At 30.4% G+C, this 20,554-nt stretch carries 22 protein-coding genes and 1 tRNA gene; 11 read left to right on the plus strand and 12 right to left on the minus strand.

All coding sequences use genetic code 11. From position 1 onward, the window contains the following. Positions 1-200: 200 nt before the first annotated feature. Positions 201-1,373, plus strand: coding sequence for a M13-type metalloendopeptidase (locus GOY08_RS12990; protein ID WP_158999346.1), 1,173 nt, complete (start codon positions 201-203; stop codon positions 1,371-1,373). Positions 1,374-1,521: 148 nt separating this feature from the next. Here GOY08_RS12990 and GOY08_RS12995 read toward each other — a convergent pair whose 3' ends face one another. From GOY08_RS12995 to GOY08_RS13010, 4 genes are all read right to left on the minus strand, one after another. Continuing rightward, the gene (locus tag GOY08_RS12995; protein ID WP_158999347.1) at positions 1,522-2,949 is read right to left on the minus strand and encodes an FAD-binding oxidoreductase; all 1,428 of its coding nucleotides are present in this window, start codon (positions 2,947-2,949) and stop codon (positions 1,522-1,524) included. A 106-nt stretch (positions 2,950-3,055) separates the two neighbouring features. Further along, a tRNA-Asp gene (locus GOY08_RS13000) sits at positions 3,056-3,132 on the minus strand. A gap of 90 nt (positions 3,133-3,222) precedes the next feature. Beyond that, positions 3,223-3,567 (minus strand): hypothetical protein, encoded by a 345-nt coding sequence (locus tag GOY08_RS13005; RefSeq protein WP_158999348.1) that lies wholly within the window; start codon positions 3,565-3,567, stop codon positions 3,223-3,225. A 90-nt stretch (positions 3,568-3,657) separates the two neighbouring features. After that, complete coding sequence (locus GOY08_RS13010; protein WP_158999349.1) at positions 3,658-5,304, minus strand: peptide chain release factor 3; 1,647 nt, start codon at positions 5,302-5,304, stop codon at positions 3,658-3,660. Positions 5,305-5,440: 136 nt separating this feature from the next. Between GOY08_RS13010 and GOY08_RS13015 the strand changes: the two genes are divergently transcribed. From GOY08_RS13015 to GOY08_RS13035, 5 genes are all read left to right on the plus strand, one after another. Continuing rightward, complete coding sequence (locus GOY08_RS13015) at positions 5,441-6,841, plus strand: hypothetical protein (RefSeq protein ID WP_158999350.1); 1,401 nt, start codon at positions 5,441-5,443, stop codon at positions 6,839-6,841. Between the two features lie 121 nt (positions 6,842-6,962). Continuing rightward, positions 6,963-7,649 (plus strand): hypothetical protein, encoded by a 687-nt coding sequence (locus tag GOY08_RS13020; protein ID WP_158999351.1) that lies wholly within the window; start codon positions 6,963-6,965, stop codon positions 7,647-7,649. After that, on the plus strand, positions 7,600-8,370 hold the full coding sequence (locus GOY08_RS13025) for a hypothetical protein (protein ID WP_158999352.1): 771 nt from the start codon (positions 7,600-7,602) through the stop codon (positions 8,368-8,370). Before GOY08_RS13020 ends, GOY08_RS13025 begins: the two co-directional genes overlap by 50 nt. After that, positions 8,367-8,849, plus strand: a complete 483-nt coding sequence (locus GOY08_RS13030; RefSeq protein WP_158999353.1) for a hypothetical protein — start codon at positions 8,367-8,369, stop codon at positions 8,847-8,849. The genes GOY08_RS13025 and GOY08_RS13030 overlap by 4 nt, the downstream gene beginning before the upstream one ends. Positions 8,850-8,865: 16 nt before the next feature. Further along, entirely contained in the window at positions 8,866-9,648 is a 783-nt protein-coding gene (locus tag GOY08_RS13035) for an RsmE family RNA methyltransferase (RefSeq protein WP_158999354.1), read from the plus strand. Here the strand turns inward: GOY08_RS13035 and aguB are convergent. From aguB to GOY08_RS13060, 5 genes are all read right to left on the minus strand, one after another. Next, positions 9,634-10,497, minus strand: a complete 864-nt coding sequence (gene aguB / locus GOY08_RS13040) for an N-carbamoylputrescine amidase (RefSeq protein WP_158999355.1) — start codon at positions 10,495-10,497, stop codon at positions 9,634-9,636. The genes GOY08_RS13035 and aguB overlap by 15 nt on opposite strands. Before the next feature lie 3 nt (positions 10,498-10,500). Next, entirely contained in the window at positions 10,501-11,547 is a 1,047-nt protein-coding gene (locus GOY08_RS13045; protein ID WP_202914063.1) for an agmatine deiminase family protein, read from the minus strand. A gap of 108 nt (positions 11,548-11,655) precedes the next feature. Further along, the gene (locus tag GOY08_RS13050; protein ID WP_158999356.1) at positions 11,656-12,003 is read right to left on the minus strand and encodes a hypothetical protein; all 348 of its coding nucleotides are present in this window, start codon (positions 12,001-12,003) and stop codon (positions 11,656-11,658) included. A 70-nt stretch (positions 12,004-12,073) separates the two neighbouring features. Beyond that, positions 12,074-13,090 carry a type 1 periplasmic-binding domain-containing protein gene (locus tag GOY08_RS13055; protein ID WP_158999357.1) on the minus strand — a complete coding sequence of 339 codons (1,017 nt, stop codon included), beginning with the start codon at positions 13,088-13,090 and terminating at the stop codon, positions 12,074-12,076. A 223-nt stretch (positions 13,091-13,313) separates the two neighbouring features. Next, positions 13,314-13,643, minus strand: coding sequence for an HU family DNA-binding protein (locus tag GOY08_RS13060; RefSeq protein ID WP_202914064.1), 330 nt, complete (start codon positions 13,641-13,643; stop codon positions 13,314-13,316). 161 nt (positions 13,644-13,804) lie between these two features. Here GOY08_RS13060 and pdxY point away from each other — a divergent pair, with 161 nt between their 5' ends. Then, positions 13,805-14,668: a pyridoxal kinase PdxY gene (gene pdxY, locus GOY08_RS13065; RefSeq protein ID WP_158999359.1), complete on the plus strand. Its 864-nt coding sequence runs from the start codon at positions 13,805-13,807 to the stop codon at positions 14,666-14,668. Positions 14,669-14,705: 37 nt separating this feature from the next. Here the strand turns inward: pdxY and GOY08_RS13070 are convergent, their stop codons facing one another. Continuing rightward, positions 14,706-15,233: an MgtC/SapB family protein gene (locus GOY08_RS13070; RefSeq protein WP_158999360.1), complete on the minus strand. Its 528-nt coding sequence runs from the start codon at positions 15,231-15,233 to the stop codon at positions 14,706-14,708. A 156-nt stretch (positions 15,234-15,389) separates the two neighbouring features. Here GOY08_RS13070 and GOY08_RS13075 point away from each other — a divergent pair, with 156 nt between their 5' ends. Then, positions 15,390-15,701 carry a hypothetical protein gene (locus GOY08_RS13075; protein WP_158999361.1) on the plus strand — a complete coding sequence of 104 codons (312 nt, stop codon included), beginning with the start codon at positions 15,390-15,392 and terminating at the stop codon, positions 15,699-15,701. Here the strand turns inward: GOY08_RS13075 and GOY08_RS13080 are convergent. Both GOY08_RS13080 and GOY08_RS13085 read right to left on the minus strand, forming a co-directional pair. Then, a complete protein-coding gene (locus tag GOY08_RS13080; protein WP_158999362.1) occupies positions 15,676-16,416 on the minus strand; it encodes a hypothetical protein in 741 nt (246 codons plus the stop codon). The two genes, GOY08_RS13075 and GOY08_RS13080, sit on opposite strands and share 26 nt — an antisense overlap. A 62-nt stretch (positions 16,417-16,478) precedes the next feature. After that, complete coding sequence (locus tag GOY08_RS13085) at positions 16,479-17,456, minus strand: ATP-grasp domain-containing protein (protein WP_158999363.1); 978 nt, start codon at positions 17,454-17,456, stop codon at positions 16,479-16,481. Positions 17,457-17,604: 148 nt separating this feature from the next. Between GOY08_RS13085 and GOY08_RS13090 the strand changes: the two genes are divergently transcribed. The 3 genes from GOY08_RS13090 to tsaE are packed head-to-tail and all read left to right on the plus strand — an operon-like array spanning position 17,605 to position 20,494. Next, positions 17,605-18,780, plus strand: coding sequence for a homogentisate 1,2-dioxygenase (locus GOY08_RS13090; protein WP_158999364.1), 1,176 nt, complete (start codon positions 17,605-17,607; stop codon positions 18,778-18,780). A 25-nt stretch (positions 18,781-18,805) separates the two neighbouring features. After that, positions 18,806-19,945, plus strand: coding sequence for a UDP-N-acetylglucosamine--N-acetylmuramyl-(pentapeptide) pyrophosphoryl-undecaprenol N-acetylglucosamine transferase (locus tag GOY08_RS13095; protein WP_158999365.1), 1,140 nt, complete (start codon positions 18,806-18,808; stop codon positions 19,943-19,945). Positions 19,946-19,951: 6 nt separating this feature from the next. Further along, positions 19,952-20,494 (plus strand): tRNA (adenosine(37)-N6)-threonylcarbamoyltransferase complex ATPase subunit type 1 TsaE, encoded by a 543-nt coding sequence (gene tsaE / locus GOY08_RS13100; protein WP_158999366.1) that lies wholly within the window; start codon positions 19,952-19,954, stop codon positions 20,492-20,494. The last annotated feature ends 60 nt before the right edge of the window (positions 20,495-20,554 follow it).

A 20,554-nucleotide genomic window follows, 5' to 3' on the forward strand; every position in this document is an offset into this window, starting at 1 on the left:
TATCTTGGATTAAATTCTTTTTTGTGTTATTTGGATTTTATTGAAGGTTTGAGACTAATGATAACTCAAAATCAAAATGTGAAAATAGTTTTGGTTTTAATTACTCAAACAGATACTTTCCAATATTTTTCTTATTTTTCATTAATTTCTTTTAATTATTAAATTGTTTCATTTGAATGTATAAAAAATTAGGTGTAAAAATGACTCTATATAGCAAAAAGCTGATACTTATTATCATTATTCTTAACGTATTTTTCATAAACCCTATAAAAGCGTATAGTATTGAGAAAATAACCGCTTGTCATAATTTCTATGAATTTTCTTGCGGAGTAGCTACTAAAAAATCAGAAGATAAAGAATACATTATTTTTACAGAAAAATTCAATAAACATATTGAAAAAATAAAAAAATCCATTTTATTAACTGAAATATTAACATCAAAAATCACGAATTTTAAACAAGATTGTTATAAACAAAATATAGCCGAAAAAATTTGTGACCGTGCCGCAGAAGCTAAATTTCTGATGCCCTATTTTGTCAAAAATAAGAAAAAAATTATTGCAAATGGAAATAAAGTAAAAATTAATGCTAATAAATTATTTTTCAATTTAAAATCAGTAGCAATCGCAAAAATTAAAAAAAGTTCTTTAATTGACAATGAAAACAAAAAAAATATCGAAAATGCTTTAGCCAATTCAAAATTAGTATTTATGGAGCCAAAATTACTAAGCAAAAAAAATATAGATCAATTGAGTACACAACAATTAGCTAAAGAAATGTTTTTCTTATATGGTTCACCATATTTGTCCTCAACCAATAACGACATTATACTTCCAATGAATTCCTTATTTTTGTTCACTAAAAATGAAGAATATGCAAATCAATTTATATTTCTACAAATATTGTCGCATGAAATCGGGCATATTATTGTAAATAACTTAAATGGATCACCTTTGTATAACATTGCTGTTTCATTACAAAATGATTTTAAAAATCCTAGCAAGAGGTCATGGAAATTAGATATTTCGCAAACTGATTTAGAAGAATATAGTAACTACACAAATAATGAAAACATTTGTGATCTTTTAGGAATTCAACTTTCAATGCAGTATTTTTTAGAAAATAAAATAAGTGATTATAAGATGTTTTTCTCTTCATTTGCGAAATCTATGTGCGTAAGCAAATTAAAAGAAAATAGACCATTTTTTATTCTTTTAAATAATAAAAAAACAGTTAATATGGATCTTCATGCAAAACCAATTGATAGAGTTAATATGAATGTCAAAAAAATTCAGAAATTTACTGATACATTTAATTGTAAAATTGAAGATCCATTGTATTTTAAAGATGAAAGTCAATTTTATTTTTGGTAATCCAAATTTTATAAGATAAAAGTTGCTCGTTCATTATCCTTTATTCTTTCATAGCTATGTATTCAAATTCTCTTTTGTAAAATAAATCTAATAATAAAATTAAAAAGCCGCATAATCAAAACGCAATTAATTGAAATATTTAGATATATTAAGGATTTTTTTCTAATATTTTAGCAGGTAGATAATAACGATCTAAAAGTTTATTTCGAAATCGATTATGTGGATCTACTTTCTCCTTTAATGAAAAAAATTCTTTGTAACTTGGGTAAGCCATCATAAATTGCGCATTGGTAGCATGAATTTGATAGGGAAGGTAGTAAGTACCATTAAGAGATAAAGCATGATCTATTAATTTTCTTGTCCACCTACCAACCTTTTCTTTTTCTTGCTTTTTCAGACCTTGTTTATAATAAACGACAAATGAAAAAACTTCTTCTCTTGCCCAGCTCATTAACGAACCAGTATCAGGTAAAGCGTGCCGAACTGAAACATTAATAACATTTACTTGAAAGTCATCAAATGTTTTTTTCATCAGGGGTACAAATTTTTCAAAATTTTTCACAGGAATAAAATATTCTTGCAAGACATAAGTATTGGGATAACGAAACAAAGGTTCTAATTCAGCAACATCATAACTTGCTTCATAATTTCTCCACACTACTTTTGGTTTAGAATACAGCTTAGGCTCAAGCATATTTCTTACCTGAGATCCCTTTGGGATAGAAGAAATTGATGAAATAGTTATAGGTTGCAACAAATATTTGAGATCTTTTGGAATAAGGCGATCCTTAATTGTTAATGGCTTGGTTGTATTACTCCAAGTAATTGCCCTAATTTTTTTAAATTCAGGAAAAATGAAGTCTCCGTTGTGAAAGACAGCATTTGCATCAGACTTCACTGCAGAAAAAAAGTAGTCCTTATATTTTTCTACGCTTATTTCTTGAACAAATCTTTCAACTTTCGAATTTTCAGTAAGGTGTAATGTAGCTTCAACTATCACACCCAAAGCGCCATAGCCTCCAATTGCTCCATAAAATAATTCTTTGTTTTGCGTTGGAGAGCAAATTACCAAACTTCCGTCTGCTAACACCATTTTAATAGAGTCAACTGAGTGAATAATTGGACCTTGATTCACATACCGACCATGCGCATTTACACTAAGCGAGCCTCCAACAGTGAAATTTGAATAAGTTTGCATAATTTTGAGAGATAAATTTTTTTGATCAATTGCGGTTTGAATATCTCGCCAACGTATTCCAGCTTGGACAGTTATTTTTTTAGCTTTTTCATCAAGAAAAATAATATTATTCATTTTTCGCATATCAATTTGGAGAGCATGCTCTGTAGCAGTTTGCCCACCCATACTGTAGCGTCCGCCACCAATTGAGATTATACTTGATGTTTTCTTAATTTTATCCTGAATTTCGATAATTTGAGTAGGTACAAAAACGGAATCAACCTCAATAGGATTGAGACGACTAATGTCATTTACAGTTACACTTGCAAAGCTAAAAATTGAGGGAAAAATTAAGTTAAAAAAAATTATTTTAGCTATAAATTTATTAAAAAAAAACATAACTATCTTCCTAGCTAGGAACGAATGTGCAGTTAAAGAAGAGATAAGATAACTTTTTTCACCAACAAAAAAAGCAGTAAGAGAACATCTTACTGCTTTTTTATAATGGCGGGATGGACGGGACTTGAACCCGCGACCTCCGGCGTGACAGGCCAGCGTTGTAACCAACTCTACTACCACCCCACTCGTGTGAATCTGTATGCCAGAGTCAAATTATGATTGCAAGTGGTTAAATCATTTTTTTTTAAAATTATAATAAGGCATTATTTTCAGTCACTTATGTGAAGAGAAAAGGCCTCCAAACAAAATATATAACCCAAAAAGGATTGCGAGGCCTGCAACAACATAGTAAAATATTGTAAATATTGAGAATTTTTTTTTGTTCTTTTTATTTGCCTTTTGAAAAGGTTTGTACTGACTGGACTGGTGCGATCTTCCAGAATGTCCACTTTTCATATTTCTGGCCAAAGTGTCGTGCTGGTTTCGCCCTGAGTTTCCATTTTTATGTTTTTTGTGCTCTGACTTATTCTTGTGATCGCTCATCTGGATGATTTTTCCCCCAGAATTTGGCTCACTTGAATGTAATTTAAACATTTTTACAGAAAACAAACTCTTCATTTTTATGAGCTCCTCAAAAGAGAAGTATTCTCAGAAAATTAGCCAATAATTGTATTTTTATTGCATTGTATTCAATATACAGTAAAAAAATTATTCCTCAAATATGTTTGTTGACATCTTCATCATATTTCCATGCATACTAGAATTGCTCCTATACAACTGAATTTTACCGCATTTTTCTTGGAAATAAGTCAAAGAAAAGTCATTTTTAAATAAAAATAACGGATACCCTTGCATGTCTCGAACACAAACGACATCGGTAGCAGCTTTTGCTTCGGATATTTCCTCATTTGAGGCATTTGTCCAACGCGCATGCTTGAATGGTAAGGCATCTAGTGAACAATCGACATTATATTCATTTTTCAAGCGAAAGAGAAGCACATCAAATTGCAAAACCCCAACCGCGGCCAAAATAGGGTCACTCGCAGAGCGACTTTCATCAATAAACATCTGAACCGTACCTTCTTGGCACAACTGAACTAAACCCTTCAGCAACTGTTTTCTTTTTAAAGCACTTGTCGTTCTAACGACCGCAAAATTCTCAGGTGCAAACGATGGTATCCCTTCAAACTCAAAACTACCAGCTTCGATTAAGGAATCGCCAATAGAAAATATCCCTGGATCATAAATTCCAACAACATCTCCAGCGTAAGCTTTTTCCAAAGTTGTCCTATCTTGCGCAAAAAATTGTTGTGGAGTTGTCAAACGTATTTCACGATTTAAACGCGGTATTGTTACGTTTAATCCTGTTTCATAGCAACCGCTTACAATTCGTAAAAATGCGATTCTATCACGATGTTTTGGATCCATATTAGCTTGTATTTTGAAAATAAACCCACTAAAATCTGTTGAAAAAGGGTCTATTTTCCCTTGGCTACTTCCTTTTGCAGATGGTGGGGGAGACATGGAAAGAAACTTTTCCAGGAATAGACGAACACCAAAATTGGTCATAGCGGCACCAAAAAAGACTGGAGAAAGCTCACCCTTTAAAAATCTATCAGTCGAAAATTCATCGCCAGCCATTTCAAGCATTTCTAATCCATCCAAGGATTCAGTTAATAAATCTTGTGGTACAAGCTGAGAGATAGTTTCTTTATCTGCAAGAGGAATAATTCTTGCTGCTGTTTCTGTAGTTGTATTTCTACCCTCAAAGTAATGGAGAGTTTTTGTTTCTCTTTCAATAATTCCCTTAAATCTTTCCCCTGAGGAAACAGGCCAACTCATTGGATAAGTCGCAATGCCTAAAACACTTTCAATTTCATGCATAAGCTCTAGAGGATCACGGGACTCTCTATCCAATTTATTTACAAACGTAAAGATAGGAATTCCTCTTAATTTACAGACTTCAAATAATTTAATTGTTTGAGGTTCAACACCTTTTGCGGCGTCGATTAACATAATTGCAGCATCTGCAGCAGCAAGAGTTCTGTAGGTATCTTCAGAGAAATCTTGGTGTCCAGGTGTATCAAGTAAATTACAAATGTAGTTACGATATTCAAAATTCATCACACTCGTAGAAACAGAAATTCCACGTTGTTTTTCTAGCTCCATCCAATCTGAAGTAGCAAATTTCTTTGATTTTTTTGCCTTTACAGAACCGGCCAAACGTATAGCACCACCAAGAAGTAATAATTTTTCTGTCATTGTGGTTTTTCCGGCGTCAGGATGTGAGATGATAGCAAACGTTCTCCGTCTGTTCACTTCATTTCTGAGTAATTGTTTATCAATGGAAGACATATGTTTCTCCTATGGGGATACTAAAATGACTGCTTTTTGCTAGCACAATTTTGACACTATGGGAATTTCAGAGGTACAAGATTGCGAGGATACTTGAGAACAGGTGAATCACTACAAGCACCAAGAGGCGTCTTTCATGAATCAGGTAAGTTTACTACAACTTAGAGAAATAGCAGACCAATTAATACTTTTGTCTGGCACATTCCAAATCAAACCCCACTATCTTCGAGCTAAGCAAATTAGGCAAGCCGATAAATCGTTAGTCGCAGTCGATGCTTTCTTTTCACAAGACTTGGCTTCAGAAGCAAAACAATGGAAAGAATCCATAGAAGGTTTAACAATTCTTAGAAAAAAATTGCAATCTGTTGAAGAAAAACAAAATGAAATTGAAGAACTTCAAGCTAGAATTGCAAGTTTAACAAAAAACATTCAACCTTGGATTGCTTTAGAAGAAACCGAACGCCAAAAGATCATCCAAAATGCTAAACGAGCACAGGACTTCATTAGCAATAATTTGGAGAAAACGGAAGCTCATATTATCCATCGCTATAACCGTTTTTCGGCTTTAAAAGATCTCTCACCTTATGCGGATAATGCCAATTATCTTTGTGAAGCTGTTTTCCATTTTGAAAACAGAGAAAAATATGAATTAAATATTGATAAAGTTGAAAAGAAAAAAATAGCTGCAACTGAAAGATTGAAGACTGTAAATAGAGGCTTCTGGTTGGCTATTATATTTTGCATTTTTATTATTACAATACCCATTTGTTCTTTATTTGCATTAAGTTTATGGAAAAGAAAGAAAGACATTGAAAATCAAATTGTCAATGCTGAAGAAATATTAAGAAGAGAAAATAAAAGATTAATTTCAGCCGAAGAAGGCTCTGTTGTTGCTCAAGATATACGCTCTATTTTAGGAGAAATTTCACTGGAGCAAATTCGTGACACTCTTGCTGAAGTACGAGATTTACGCGCTGAATTTCAAGGCCCAGAAAGAACGACTAGTTCTACAGCTATTCTATTAAGCTTTATTGATTTGCATAAAATAAAATTAGAAGAGCTTTTTGGTAATATCCCAGAAAACCCAATTAAAACATTTAAATGGCTAGCAGATTTTGTATCTAAATATCAAAATATGGAAGTCAATATAAATCAATTAGAAATTAGAAAAGATGAAGTTATAAATCAACAAAAACAACTTACAAAAGGCTATTCCCCTGAAATTTTAATAAATAGTATAAAAAAACTAGAATTAGTTATTTTTAATACCATGCAATTTCCATTTACAGATGATAATAAAGATTTCTTTGCTGAATTATGTATTAAAATACCACCTGTTTTATCGCAAATTAGAGAAGTTTTATTCTTTGTAAGTCGCAGTCATCCAATTGATCCACAATATTGGAATAATTTAAAATTAAAAATCCAAGGTTTTTCAAATACTATGTCATTATGTGTTTTAGACGCTGAGATTGGACAATTAGATAACTTTGAAGAAACAATGCTTGAAAAAAATAAAGCTCAAGCAAATAGTTAATTTAAAAATAAGCCATATATTTGACATAAATAAAAATAGAAACTCAAAATAAATTTCATAACAAAAGAATAATTAGTATAATTGGTCTATAATTGTAGCTTACTAAATACAAGGCTGAAGTATGAAATATCATTATCTTTGTTTAGTTATTTTTTCTTTATTTAGCTCAATTGCTCATGCTGAAGGTGAAGAAAATAAAATATCATTTGATTTTGCAAAAATGTCCATATCAACTTTTGGAGTTTCTACAACAAATCAAGAAGAACAAAATGGAAGCTTAAAGGCCGAAGTGAATGCAAGAAAAAATGCAATCCAAAATATTGAAACTTATTTTAAAAATACTTGTAACAAAATAGAAAAAGGCCAATTAGGCACAAAACCAGAATGGGAAAAGTATTTCCATTCACAAGGTAGCGAAATATTTTCAAACGGAATTGTAAAGGTATCTCTTGCCGCTCCATATCGTGATATCATAAAGACTCCCAATAATTCGAAGAAAAAACCAGTTGCTACAGAAGATGGAAAAAAGATTGCATTTTCAATGTTATTCACCATCCCAGGGAGTATTGTCCAATGTGGTGCTATTATTTTAGATGTTGGAAATAATAAAAAAGTATTAGTGACACCATCTAAAGTTGTTTCTTCGGCAATTGGTTTAACCGTTGTAAAATTGGCTTATGATGGAAAATCTGAATTAAAAGCTGCTACTCCTGAAGATGCGGCTATTTTACAAAATACAACACTTGCAAAGGAAGCCTATGTACCTGCCAGTGTTATTCCTGTTACTGTTATCGTTCCAGGACAATAGTTTTGCTCAACAATCAAAAAAAACAATTGTTCCACAGAATATTACTACTAAAGAAGAATTACCTACAGTTGTTTTTTTATGCGAGTATTGTGGGTTAAAAAAAGAAAAAATTTCTTTGCAAACTAATCTCCAAAATATTCCCGAACTCGATAGGTTTAGATATGTTTTTTCAAAGGAATGGTTCCAAGACTCTCAATTAATACTTAAAAAACAACAAGACACAGAATATCAAATCTTTGGTAGCAAATCTTGGCCTCCCAAACTACCGCATTCCCTTTCCCCATTAAAAAATAAAAAAGGAATGCTAATCTTTCAAAACTATCAAGGATTAAGCGGAAAAAGTAAGCCAATTTATCTAAATTATATTTTATTTTATCGAGAGCGTGTCTATATTGCTGAAAATATTAACGATATTCTAATTTCGTTAAATACTTCTGAACCAAACTTAAATAAAAGGGATGGAATCCGCTTCTTTATTAGCAAAGAAATATCTGGAGAAAGTGTAAAGGAGTTAGAAAAAGTAATAAAAAACTTTACAGCTGATAAAAATTCTATAATTATTCCCTATCAAGTCACTTCAGAGGGGGTTCGATATAGAAGTGATATAGATATTAACTACAAAATGCGAACTATAAAACAAATAAATCAGTTTGTTCCTAATTTATCTGCACAAGCTCCCAAAGGAACTTCTGACATTATTGAAATTACAAGAGTCAAATGAAGAATATTAATTATACTTTTTACTTCACACTAATCGCATATAAATTATTTATAGAAAACAAAAAAAACAATAAATTTCAAAATGAACAAGAATTTTATACTAATTTTGTAACTGAATTATTTAATGAAAAAATTGATTTTATTTTGCCAAATTTAAGTGACATATTTACTGATGAACTTTTACAGAATGCAAAAGTTCTATGTGATTTTGAAGCTCTCACTTTTTTACCTGAAGAATCAAAAAATGATCGTGAAAAACACAATCAAATAGTTAAAGATTTATTTCAAAAAATCATTGAAAATAGTTTATTTGTAAAATATAATTTTGATAATTTAATTTTTGAAAATTGGCGAATATTTATAGGTATGTATGTTACCTTTCATGAATGGTGTGAGAATATTGAATTTTACAATGCTGACAAAGCTATACAACAAACATTATTAAAAGAGTCTCCATTAATATCCTTCAATCAATTTTAATAAATACAGGTAAACCATGAGCATTCAAAAACAGTTATGGACATTTATTAGTCATGAATTAAATTTGAATTCAAAAACTATATCATTAAAGGAAAATGAACATCATTATGCTTTTCATGTGTTGCGAATAGCTGAAGCAGATGCAGTAGAAGTTACAAATTGTAAAGGCATTAAAGCAAAAGGAGTTGTTGAAAAATCCTCTAAAAAAGAAGTTGTTATTAAAATAGTTGAGATAATAGTAGAAGAAATTTCAAAACCAAAAGTTGCATTAATATTAGCATATCCCAAACCTGCAACTTTAGAAGAAGTTGTTTCAAGTGCTTCTGAATTGGGTGTAAATGAAATTCATATTTTCAAAGCAGACAAATCTGCCACTAAAGCACCAATTAAATTAGAAAAACTTAAAATTGTAAGTGATGAGGCAGTAAGAATTAGTAAAAGTAGTTATTCAGCAGAACTATTTGCATATGAAAATTTAACCTCTGTTGTAGAAAAATTAGAACTTAAAAAGAACAAAGAAAACTTAATTTTATTCTGCGATGAATCCCATGTGTATGAAGGTAAAATAACAAATTCAATATTATCTAAATTAAATGAAAATTTTCAGAATAATATGCACAATATTTATATAATAATTGGTCCAGAAGCTAGTTTTTCAGATAGTGAAAGAAGTATATTAACAAACAAAGTGCAAGCCATTCCTGTTTCTCTTGGTAATAATATTTTAAGAGTACCTAATGCAGTACTTAGTGCGTTAGGGGTAGTTTTAAATTATAAAAACGATTTAAAAACCATCTAAGCTTAAAATAGCATTGTATTTATCTGGTCTTCTATCTCTAAAAAACCCCATTCCTGCTCTAAAAGTAGATGCTTCCCCAAAGTTTAACTCTGCATAAAGAATAGTTTCAGAATTTCTATCAGCTTCAGTTAATTTATTTCCCATGTAATCGCAGATAAACGAGCTACCATAAAAAGTCATATTTTTTTCTGTCCCAACTCTATTTGGTGCTGCTAAGTAAACTGAATTACAAACAGCATGCCCTATCATTGCTCTCTGCCACATATCTTTCGTATCTATGGCATGCGCTTCAGGTGGTTCACTGCCAATTGCAGTAGGATAAAGAAGAAGATCCGCTCCCATCAGAGTCATAATTCGAGCTGATTCAGGAAACCACTGATCCCAACAAATTCCTACACCTATTTTTCCATACTGCGTATCCCAAACTTTAAAGCCAGTATCGCCTGGATTAAAATAATATTTTTCTTGATAGCAAGGTCCGTCAGGAATATGAGTCTTGCGATATATTCCTAATATTTCTCCGTCGGCATCGATCATTGCAAGGCTATTAAAGTAAGCCTGACCTGCTTTTTCAAAAAAACTGATTGGTAAAACAACATTGTATTCTTTTGCAATAGACTGAAAATGACTGAGAAAAGGATGTTTTTCAACAGGAGAAGCTAAAGAAAATAAATGATCATATTGTTCTTGACAAAAATAAAGGTTTTCAAATAACTCAGGTAACAAAATTATTTTTGCATTATTTTTTACTGCTTCCTTTATAAACTTTGTTACTTTATTAAGATTTTCTTCTAAATTATTTGACATTTTCATTTGTACAATAGCTAATTTAACAGCTTTACTAGACATTTATTATCTCCAAAGTTTTCCTGAAGGCTGTTGTTGTGTTACACAATGAAATGAACCGCCACCTTTAATAATATTTTTTGAACTTAGGCCAATTACTTTTCTATTTGGAAATAATTTTTCTAATGTTTTTAATGCAATTGAATCATTTGGATCCTGGTATGTTGGCACTACAACAAATTCATTTCCAATATAAAAATTAGCATAGGTACAAGGTAACCGTTTTCCATCTATTTCCATTCTGTTTTTTGGCAAAACTAAAGGAATTAAATTAAAATGATTCCCATTTTTATCTGTTGATTTCTGCAAAATTTCAAAATTATGCATCATTGTATCATAATTTGGATCAGATTTATCATCTGTAATAGAATATACTATGGTATTTTCATCTACAAAACGCACTATGGTATCAATGTGTCCATCTGTATGATCACCCTCTAAACCATTTTCTAGCCAAATTAATTTATCAATACCTAAATAATTCTTTAAATAAGTTTCGATATCTTTTTCTGTTAGATTTGGATTCCGCATTTTACTTAATAAACACTGCCTAGTTGTTAATGCAGTTCCCTTACCATTAACATCCAAAGAACCTCCTTCCATTACAATTTCTGTTTGAAAGAAGTTTAAATTTAGAAAATTAGCTAACTGCAAAGGTACTAAATTATCTAATTGCCAATTGAATTTTTGTCCCCAAGAATTAAATTCCCAATTTACAAAAGAAACAAAATTAGAATTTTTAATAAAAATTGGGCCATTATCTCTAAACCAAACGTCATCTAGAGGAATTTCATGCATTGTTATGTTACTTAAATTATTAATTTTGCGTATTGCGCTTTCTTTTGCTTCTTTATCCCTGACTATTAAATGCACAGGTTCAAATTTTGAAATTGTTTTAATAAGTTCAGCAAATTCATCTCGAACATTATTTAAAAATCCAAACCACATTTCATCATCGAAAGGCCAACAAGTCCAAGTAGCAGCATGTAAACTCCACTCAGCAGGCATTACAAACTCATGTTCTATAGGCACACCTTTGACAGAATTTGACATTTCATGTTCCTTATCACTATTGTTTTAGAAATAAAAAAAGACTCAACAACTTGAGCCTTTTACATGAAGGAGTTTATTAAGTCTAGGCAATATTGCTACTCAAGACTCTTAGCCTCCACCTTTAAAAACTCTGGCAGTGACAGTTTTGATTTCTTGTTGAATAACAACAATTTTCTTGGCTTCAACTATGTAATCCTTAATAGCATCGTATGCTTTTCTTTCATCACCGCCATGCGCTAACCATTGTGCTATAGTATTTCCATTTATAAAATCATTGGCAAAACCAAAAACGACCTTATTTGCTTCTCTATAAGCTGTTTCACTGTCCATTCCTTCGTCTTCAAAACAAACTTGTGCAAAATTAAGTGCTCTATGCACAGTATCTTCAACATACGAAGACTGCACCCCACGAGCACGATGCACGCTATTTTTCGCTTTAAATTTGGTTTTTGACATAAAACACCTCTTTTTCCATTTCGGCAGAATTTAGAAAAAGAATATCTCTATGCAATGATATACTAGTTTGTTACTTTTGACTCTGGGTTATACCCCATACTTGTTTGTACTTTTCTCGGATAGATGCAGCCGGTTCTATCTGGGTCTCTTGAATGTTTTTCAAAAAGAAACGATCCAAAAGAATAGGTTCTAAAATAACTTTTACATCTTTTTGTAATTTAAATTGAAGATATAACTCATTCGCGATTTGCCAACCTTGCGCATAAATAGGCTCTGCAATAGTGGCATATTGTTGAGTAGAACCTTTCTTTATTCTTCTGATTGCTTTTAAAGAACCATCTCCAGCAGCTATAGAAATAATATCGTTTCTAGGATTCTCTATATCAAAATAAATATCATTTATTGCAATCGAATGCGTCCATTTGTTCTTAAATTCATCGTTTAATTTATTAATTTCTGTACGCATTAAATTCTCTACACTTGCTATTGGTAAATCCACAATTTTTAAAATATGACAGAATTTACATTTTTTTATTTCATGCTGGATAAGTTCTGTTTTATATCGTGCTATTTTAAATTGATTATCAGTAAAAACTACAATTCCTACATTTTTTAATTTTGTTTTATAAACTTGCTCAATAGCTAAATTAATAACATCTTTTGGATCAGTTGTTATATTATAAATCAGTTTATTTTTATCAAACCCAATTACTTCATTCGCATGCCATCCAATTAATTTAATATTGTTTTTTTTTGCTTCAATAAGTAATTTCTCTTCACTATCAATTTGATGTCCCGCTATTACTATAGCATTGGGCTTTTCTAAAATACCTTCTCGAAATAAGTTCAAAAATTGTTTTACATCACCATCAGCATCTTTCTTTTTTACATTCCATTTTAATAAATCAACAGCTTCTTCAAAAGAGCGAAAAACTTTTGATATTCCTCCATTTTTAAAATCATATCCAATAAATAAAACATTTTTTGTACTTTTATTTTCTGGAATTTGAGCTTCTACTTGTGAAGATAATCCAAGCACAAGGCAAAGAAATAAAAATATTATATTTTTTAGAAAATTTAATCGCATAAATTGTCTTCCTCAATATTTAAAACCGTTTATTAATTTTAAATAATTATGCTATATAAAGGATAAAACAATCTATTTTAAAAAGCTACTTGCAAAAAACATATTACTTTGCATGCAAAATACTTCCTTCCTAAAATAGCCACTGGAAAAGCATTTTTTAGGAAGGGAAAAATAAGTTCTATCTAATCAGCAATGGTAGGAAATACAAGAAAATTTTGAATTACTATCTTTTTTTCTTAGCTGATTTTCTTTTCACACCAACTTTTTCTTTAAGAGAAGATGCAACTCTGAAGCTTACTTTCTTTGATGCTGGAATTTTAATTTCTTCACCAGTTTGAGGATTCCGACCTTTCCTAGCAGCTCTATCCTTAACTTGAAGAATTCCTAATTTATCTATACGTACTTTTTTGCCTGCAGCAACATGATCTTCTATGGCATCAAGAAAAGCTGCTATAACTTCTTTAGTTAATTTTTTTGGTAACTGATCGAATCTTGAAGAAACCTCAACAGTTAAAGCAGATGTAGAAACTGTTGCAACTTTTCTTTTTGACATAAACATCCTCTCAAATGAAGGTTAAATAAAACTGTTGTTATAGTTGCCTGAAATGACATATATATCAAGAGGCAAAGTATAATTTTTTATTTCCCATTGTACCATGGGAAAACTTTGAAACCAAAATGTTCAAAGGAAATTTTCTTCGGAGTTATTTAACCATGATACAATCAATTTTATCAATCCAATCCTGTGTAAGCTATGGCCATGTTGGAAACAGCGCTGTTACCTTCCCATTACAACGCTTAGGTGTCGATGTCTGGCCTATACATACTGTGCTTTTTTCCAATCACACTGGATATGGGCAATGGGGAGGTAGAGTTTTTGACATTGCAGCCGTTAGAGATGTGTTTTTAGGGATTAAAGAAAGAGGAATCCTACATAGATGTAAAGCTTTATTAAGTGGTTATATGGGCTCAAAAGAACTTGGTAATGTCATGATTGAAGCTATCGAAGAACTAAGAAGTTTAAATCCTGATTCCATATACTGTTGCGATCCTGTAATGGGCGATATAGGCAGAGGTTTTTTTGTAAAAGAAGGAATACCTGAGTTTTTTAAAGAAACAATGATTAAATATGCTACAATAATTACACCTAATCATTTTGAATTAGAATTTTTGAGCGGTCAAAAAATAACTTCTTTAGAAGAAGCTGTTAAAGCTGCAAAGGATATCATGCAAAAAGGGCCAGAAGTCGTATTAATTACAAGTCTTGTCTTAGAAGGAGAAGAAAATAAAAAGATTAATATGGTTGCTGTAAACAAAAAATCAGTCAGTATAGTTACAACACCATATATTAATATTAGTTTAAATGGAACAGGTGACATTACAGCGGCTTTATTTACATACTTTTATATCAATCATCAGAAAGATATTACAAAGGCATTAGAAGATACAGTTTCAAGAGTTTACAGTATTATTGAAAAGACTTTTGAAGAAAAATCAAAAGAACTAGTTTTAATTAAAGCTCAAGAATATTTAATTAATCCAAAACATAAATTTAAAGCTCATTTATTTCAAAAATAAATATTATTTTTAAAAAATTATAAAATAAAAACTTAAATTAATCCATAGTACTATTGCCTGGGTGGTGATCAGAATGATGCGATCCTCTGTTTCTAAAAAATTTTTTTTCTACATATGCGATAAAAGACAAAAATAGAATTAATGATATTGTTATCACTATTGTTGATAGAAATATGCCATATCCAACTAATATACCTAAAGCTGAAACTGTCCAGATAACCGCTGCAGTTGTTAAACCCTGAACCTTGCTAGAAGACTTAAATATAGCACCTGCTCCTATAAATCCAATACCGGATACAATTTGAGCAACTATTCTTGTAACATCTGCTGAAGGAATAGAATTGGGCGAACCATAATCAGACATCATTAAAGAAACAGCAGTAAATATTGCTGATGCTGCACAAATTAATGCATTTGTTTTTATACCGGCTAATTTACCTCTATATTCTCTTTCAGCGCCAACTAAAGTTCCAATAACAAGTGCAACACCAACTTTTGGTAATAAGTAAAAAAGAATATCTATTTCGGGAATATAATGGATTGGTAAATCAAATTGTATATTCATCAAAAAAACCTTATTTATACTCAACCTAATCACAATTATTATTGCTTATAAAAAACAATTCTTGTTTGTAAATTTTTCATCACAAGCCAAAGATATGACCAATTTCATTTTTAAGAAGTCCATCCGAAATAGCAAATACTTACTTTCGGAGTTTCTATGGCAGACAAAAAAAATGTAATAAATGAAACTGATTTAGAAAGACACATGAATGATCAAGCCGCAAGAGCTGAGAGTGCAGGAATTGCCCAAAAAAAATTTTCCAATTTTCAAAAACTTGTTACAAAAGTTTACTCACTTTCTGATAAAGAATTTGATATAGCATTTAGTACTTTAGAATCAATGCTAGAAAATTTTAATAATAAGAAAAAAGAAATAGAGAAAGAAAATAAACAAGATAAACAAAAAGAAAAATCAATAGAAATACTTACTAATAAAAAAACAGTTATTGAAACTCAGAAAAATAAATAGAAAATGTTTGATTTTTTGATCTAAACACCACAGAAGTAGGTTTCAATATATTTTGTGCTACATAACCAACCCATTTTACTTCAATTTGGGTATCATGGGAGAAAAATCCATAATAAAATTTACTATCAATTGCCACAGCATAACCATTATCTTTAGCTGTTACTGAAACATAACTTTGAACTTCTATATTTTTTCCAGAAACATCTATATTTGAAATAGAAAAATACTTGTTTTGTTCAAAGTTATTTACTTCTTTATCAATATTAGTTTGAATATTTTCGCTATATTCTTTTCTAACTTTTTCTTTTACAATATATAAACCATCATTTTTTCTTTGTGTTTTAAATGCATATTCTCCACACATAAAACTTCTAATCCCTTCGGCACCTAGCTTAGAAAAGAGCAACGAAAATTGTTCAAAATAGTCATTAGAGATAGAAATGTTTTTATCCGCTGAATAAGAAATATCAGTTCCATCTAATTGAAATGAAAAAAATTCAGTGCCTAATGGACCAATCACACTGGATTTTAATAACGAAAAATTCTTTTCCCATATTCCTTCAATTTCAATTGGTGGAAGGCGAAGACTCTCTGTATTAAAATCTGCTAAGAATTGTGGATTTTTTCCAACAAAACATCGATTTTGAATAATTTGTGATACTTTTAATATTTGATCATCATTTAAAACTGGTACAAGTTCATGTTTTTTTTTCATTGAAACACATGAAGATAAGACTATAAATAGAGAAAAAATTATACTAATATTTAGTTTACTCATTAATTTCTCACCATTAAATCAAATGCAATATTATTTATTTTTTTTCCTGTTAAACTTTCAACTGTTCTTAAACCTGTTGGAGAAGTTATATTAATTTCCCCAATTTTATTGCCTATTAAATCTAATCCAGCAAAAACTATATTCATCTTTTTTAAAAATAAAGCAATTGATTCACATATCTTTATTTGTTCATTTGACATATCTCGAAGAATAGCAGTACCACCCTGTGCAAGGTTTGACGCAATTTTACCCTTCTCTGGAATTCTAACAAAATCACCAATAATAACTCCATCGGCAATGATTACTCTCCTGTCTCCTTCTGAATGGATTTCTTTTAAATAGGGCTGTACAAGATATTTTTGTTTTAAAATATTATGAGTTGAATGCTTTGCTAAAAAGTTAATGAGATGATCTAAATTAGAAAATAATTGAACATCTTCTCCCCCATGTCCTAGCCAGGGTTTACAAACTATTCCTTCAATAAATAAATTTTCATTTTCTTTTATATAATTTTCAATAATAAAAATATCTTCTGATAAACATGTTGAAATTACGTTATTTTTATTTATAACCCCACTACTTAAAGCCTTCCAATGCAAAGCTTTTTCATGATAAGCAAGAAGAGCTTCAGCTGGATTAATAATTTTAACTTTAGTTTGAGTTGCTAAAATCCAGCAGAGATCTTTGTATTCTTCATTAAATGGAGGATCTTTTCTTATAAAACAATAATCAAAAAATGAAAAAGAAACTAATGATTGTTTCCTTTGTTCATAATTTACTTTATTTACATTTATTTCCTTAATTTCATTTAATTGATTTAAATAAATTTCTTCATTTAAAAAATGAATATTTTTATCTTCACACCAAAAAACTTCCCAATTTTTAGTAATGGCGGCTTCTGCTAAAGCAATACTAGAATCCGATTTTAAATTTACTTTTTCCAATTTATCAGCAATAATTAGCAATTTTTTTTTCATAAAAGCCAACTTTCTAAAATTAAGACACAAAACAATACAAAGGTATAATAAGTGTTTCCAAAAGGCAAACAAAAGCTTGCCCCATATTCCAATAAGATGTTATAAATTACCTTGAATAAATTTGTCACCTTATAAAAGGAGAGAATCAATGATTGATTATAGAAAGCTTGGTTTTGTTTCAGCAAAACAACATACTATCTGTGAACTTGACGGCAATATGCTCATAGAACATGTCATTACCCGTGAAGGATTTAGCGATCATTATTCTATATTATATCAAAAAAGAGCTCCAACGCACGAAGTTAAATCTGAAATTTATAAAACAGAGAATCCTTTTTTTCCTAATTGCAATAAATTAAACTCTTCTGAATTAAAAAGAAGACATTTTCAAACTCCTCTTCTAAAAAAAGAAGGAAACTTGTTAGAAGCAAGAGCTACTTTACTTATTAATGAAAGTTGTTCAGTTGGAATTGCAACTCTATCAAAAAATGATGAGCATTTCTTTTCAAATGCTGACGCTGATGAATTGTATTTTATTTCAGAGGGTGAGGGCGTTTTACAAACCATAATGGGAGAATTTGATTATAAAAAAGGTGATTACTTATTTATCCCTAAAGCAATACCTTTTCGATTTTTACCATTAGTAAAAACAAACGCACTTATAATTGAAGGAAAAAATAAATTTGGAGTTCCACAAGAATTCAAACTTCCAAATGGACAGATAAAACTTGATTCACCATACAACCATCGAGATTTTAATGCACCAATAAGGCTTCTATCTTTAAAAGAAAATGAAAATTATTCATTTATTATTAAAAAGGATAATAGTCTTACTCGTCATGATTATACAGATTTTCCATATAAAGTTGTTGGTTGGGATGGATGGTATTGGCCATTTTCATTCTCTGTTTATAATTATCAACCAAAAACAAGTTCTGTCCATTTACCTCCAACAGTACATACTGTTTTTAGTGCAAATAAATTTTATGTTATGAATTTTGTCCCTAGAATGCTTGATTATCATCCTAAAGCAATACCTTGTCCATGGCCGCACTCTAGCTTAGATTGCGATGAAGTTATTTTTTATGTCAGTGGTGATTTTACCAGTAGAAAAGGAATTTCTAATTATTCTATTAGTTTTCATCCCTCTGGAATTCCACATGGTCCTCACCCTGAACGATATGAACAAAGCATTGGCGCAAAATATACGCAAGAACTTGCAATAATGGTTGACACATTTGAACCTTTATTTGTAACTGAAGCTGCGGGGATACTTGAAGATAAAAAGTATCACTTTACATGGGATAGTCCTAATCATTTATAATCATTAAACAGAAATGGCTTTAAGAATGGCTCACAAAGAATCTGATAAAACTTATAATATAGTTTTAACTGGCGGTGGTACAGCAGGACATGTTTGGCCTCATTTTGCATTATTTGAAGCTGTAAACTCTCCCTTATATAAAGCGACCAATGATAAAAAAATAAATGTTTATTATATTGGTTCACAAACAGGAATGGAAAAAGATCTAGTCACTACAAATAAACCAAATTGGCAATATTACTCTATTTCAACTGGTAAACTTAGAAGATATTTCAGTCTTAAAAACTTCTCAGACCCATTTTTAATACTTCTTGGAATTTTACAAGCCTTTTTCTTTCTTGGAAAAGTAAAAGCTTCTATAGTTTTTTCAAAGGGGGGCTTTGTTTCCGCTCCTGTGGTTTGGGCTGCGTGGTTAAGAGGGATTCCAATAATTATTCATGAAAGTGATGCGACACCTGCACTAGCTACAAAATTAACCATTCCTTTTTGTAATAAAGCACTTGTCTCGTTTCCAGAAACAATTAAAAAATTTCATCCATTTTTTCAAAGTAAAGTATTAGAAATAGGTTTACCTATTCGTGAATCTTTATTTTCTGCTACAAAAGAAGAAGGGCTAAACTTTTTTTCACTACCAAATAATAGAAAAACCATATTAATTTTTGGTGGTAGTTTAGGTGCACAAAGTTTGAATCAAAAAATGTTTGCAATTATTCCAGATTTACACAAGAATTATAATATTATACATATTGTAGGTAAAGGTAACAGACAAGAATTACCTGGTCTAGAGTATTATCGCCAACTTGAGTTTCTCACTGATGGAATGAAGTTTGCATATAGTGCAGCCGATCTCGCTATTTGTAGAGCTGGGGCAAGTAGTATTTTTGAATTAGCTGCTGCAAAAGTCCCTATGATTTTAATTCCCTTAGGCTTGCATGCTAGTAGAGGGGATCAAATTATAAATGCAAGAATTTTTATGAATAAAGGCTGGGCTCAATCAATTGACGAAAATACCTTCCAAAACGAATCTGCTATTCAACTAATTGATTCCACTTTTAATTCATTAGAAGAACGCAAAGCAGCGTTAGAAACTTCTCCAGCCAAAGATTCAGCTTTTAAAACAGGGCAAATCATCTGGGAAATCATGATAAAATATGGGGAACTTTAAAAAATAATGGAACAAAATTTCAAAAAAGATTTAAAAAATTTTTTTGATAATATGTCAAATAAAAATGAAGCATTTAACTTTTTAGTAAATTTAGAAAATTTAGATTTTATAGCCAAAGAAATAAATCAATTTCTCCAAGCAGGAGACTGGATTTTTCTTGATGGAGATCTTGGCACTGGTAAAACTACTTTCGTAAAAAAACTATTAGAATTCTGGAATTCTAATGAAAAAGGATCTAGCCCAACTTTTTCAATATTAAATGTTTTTCAGCTAGATAATTCAAAAAATAAAATAAAAAAAGTTATTCATTTGGATCTATATCGAATAAAAACTGGAAAAGAATTAATTTTTCTAGGGCTAGAAAATGAATTTTCACAAAATAATTCAATTTGTATTTTTGAATGGCCTTATAATGTTGAAGTAGACGAATATAATTCATTTTTTAATGTCACTGGCTGCCAACGCCCAAATAGAATTTTTGAAATATCGCTTGAATTAAATTCCGTCAAAAATTCTAGATTCTATAGTATAAAAAAAATATCACTATAATAGCAGATACATATGTCAAATATTTAATTTTATTAATGTAAAAAAATAATTTACAATTTA

Origin of the sequence: Pigmentibacter ruber, from assembly GCF_009792895.1 — a bacterium.
GTDB lineage: Bacteria > Bdellovibrionota_B > Oligoflexia > Silvanigrellales > Silvanigrellaceae > Silvanigrella > Silvanigrella rubra.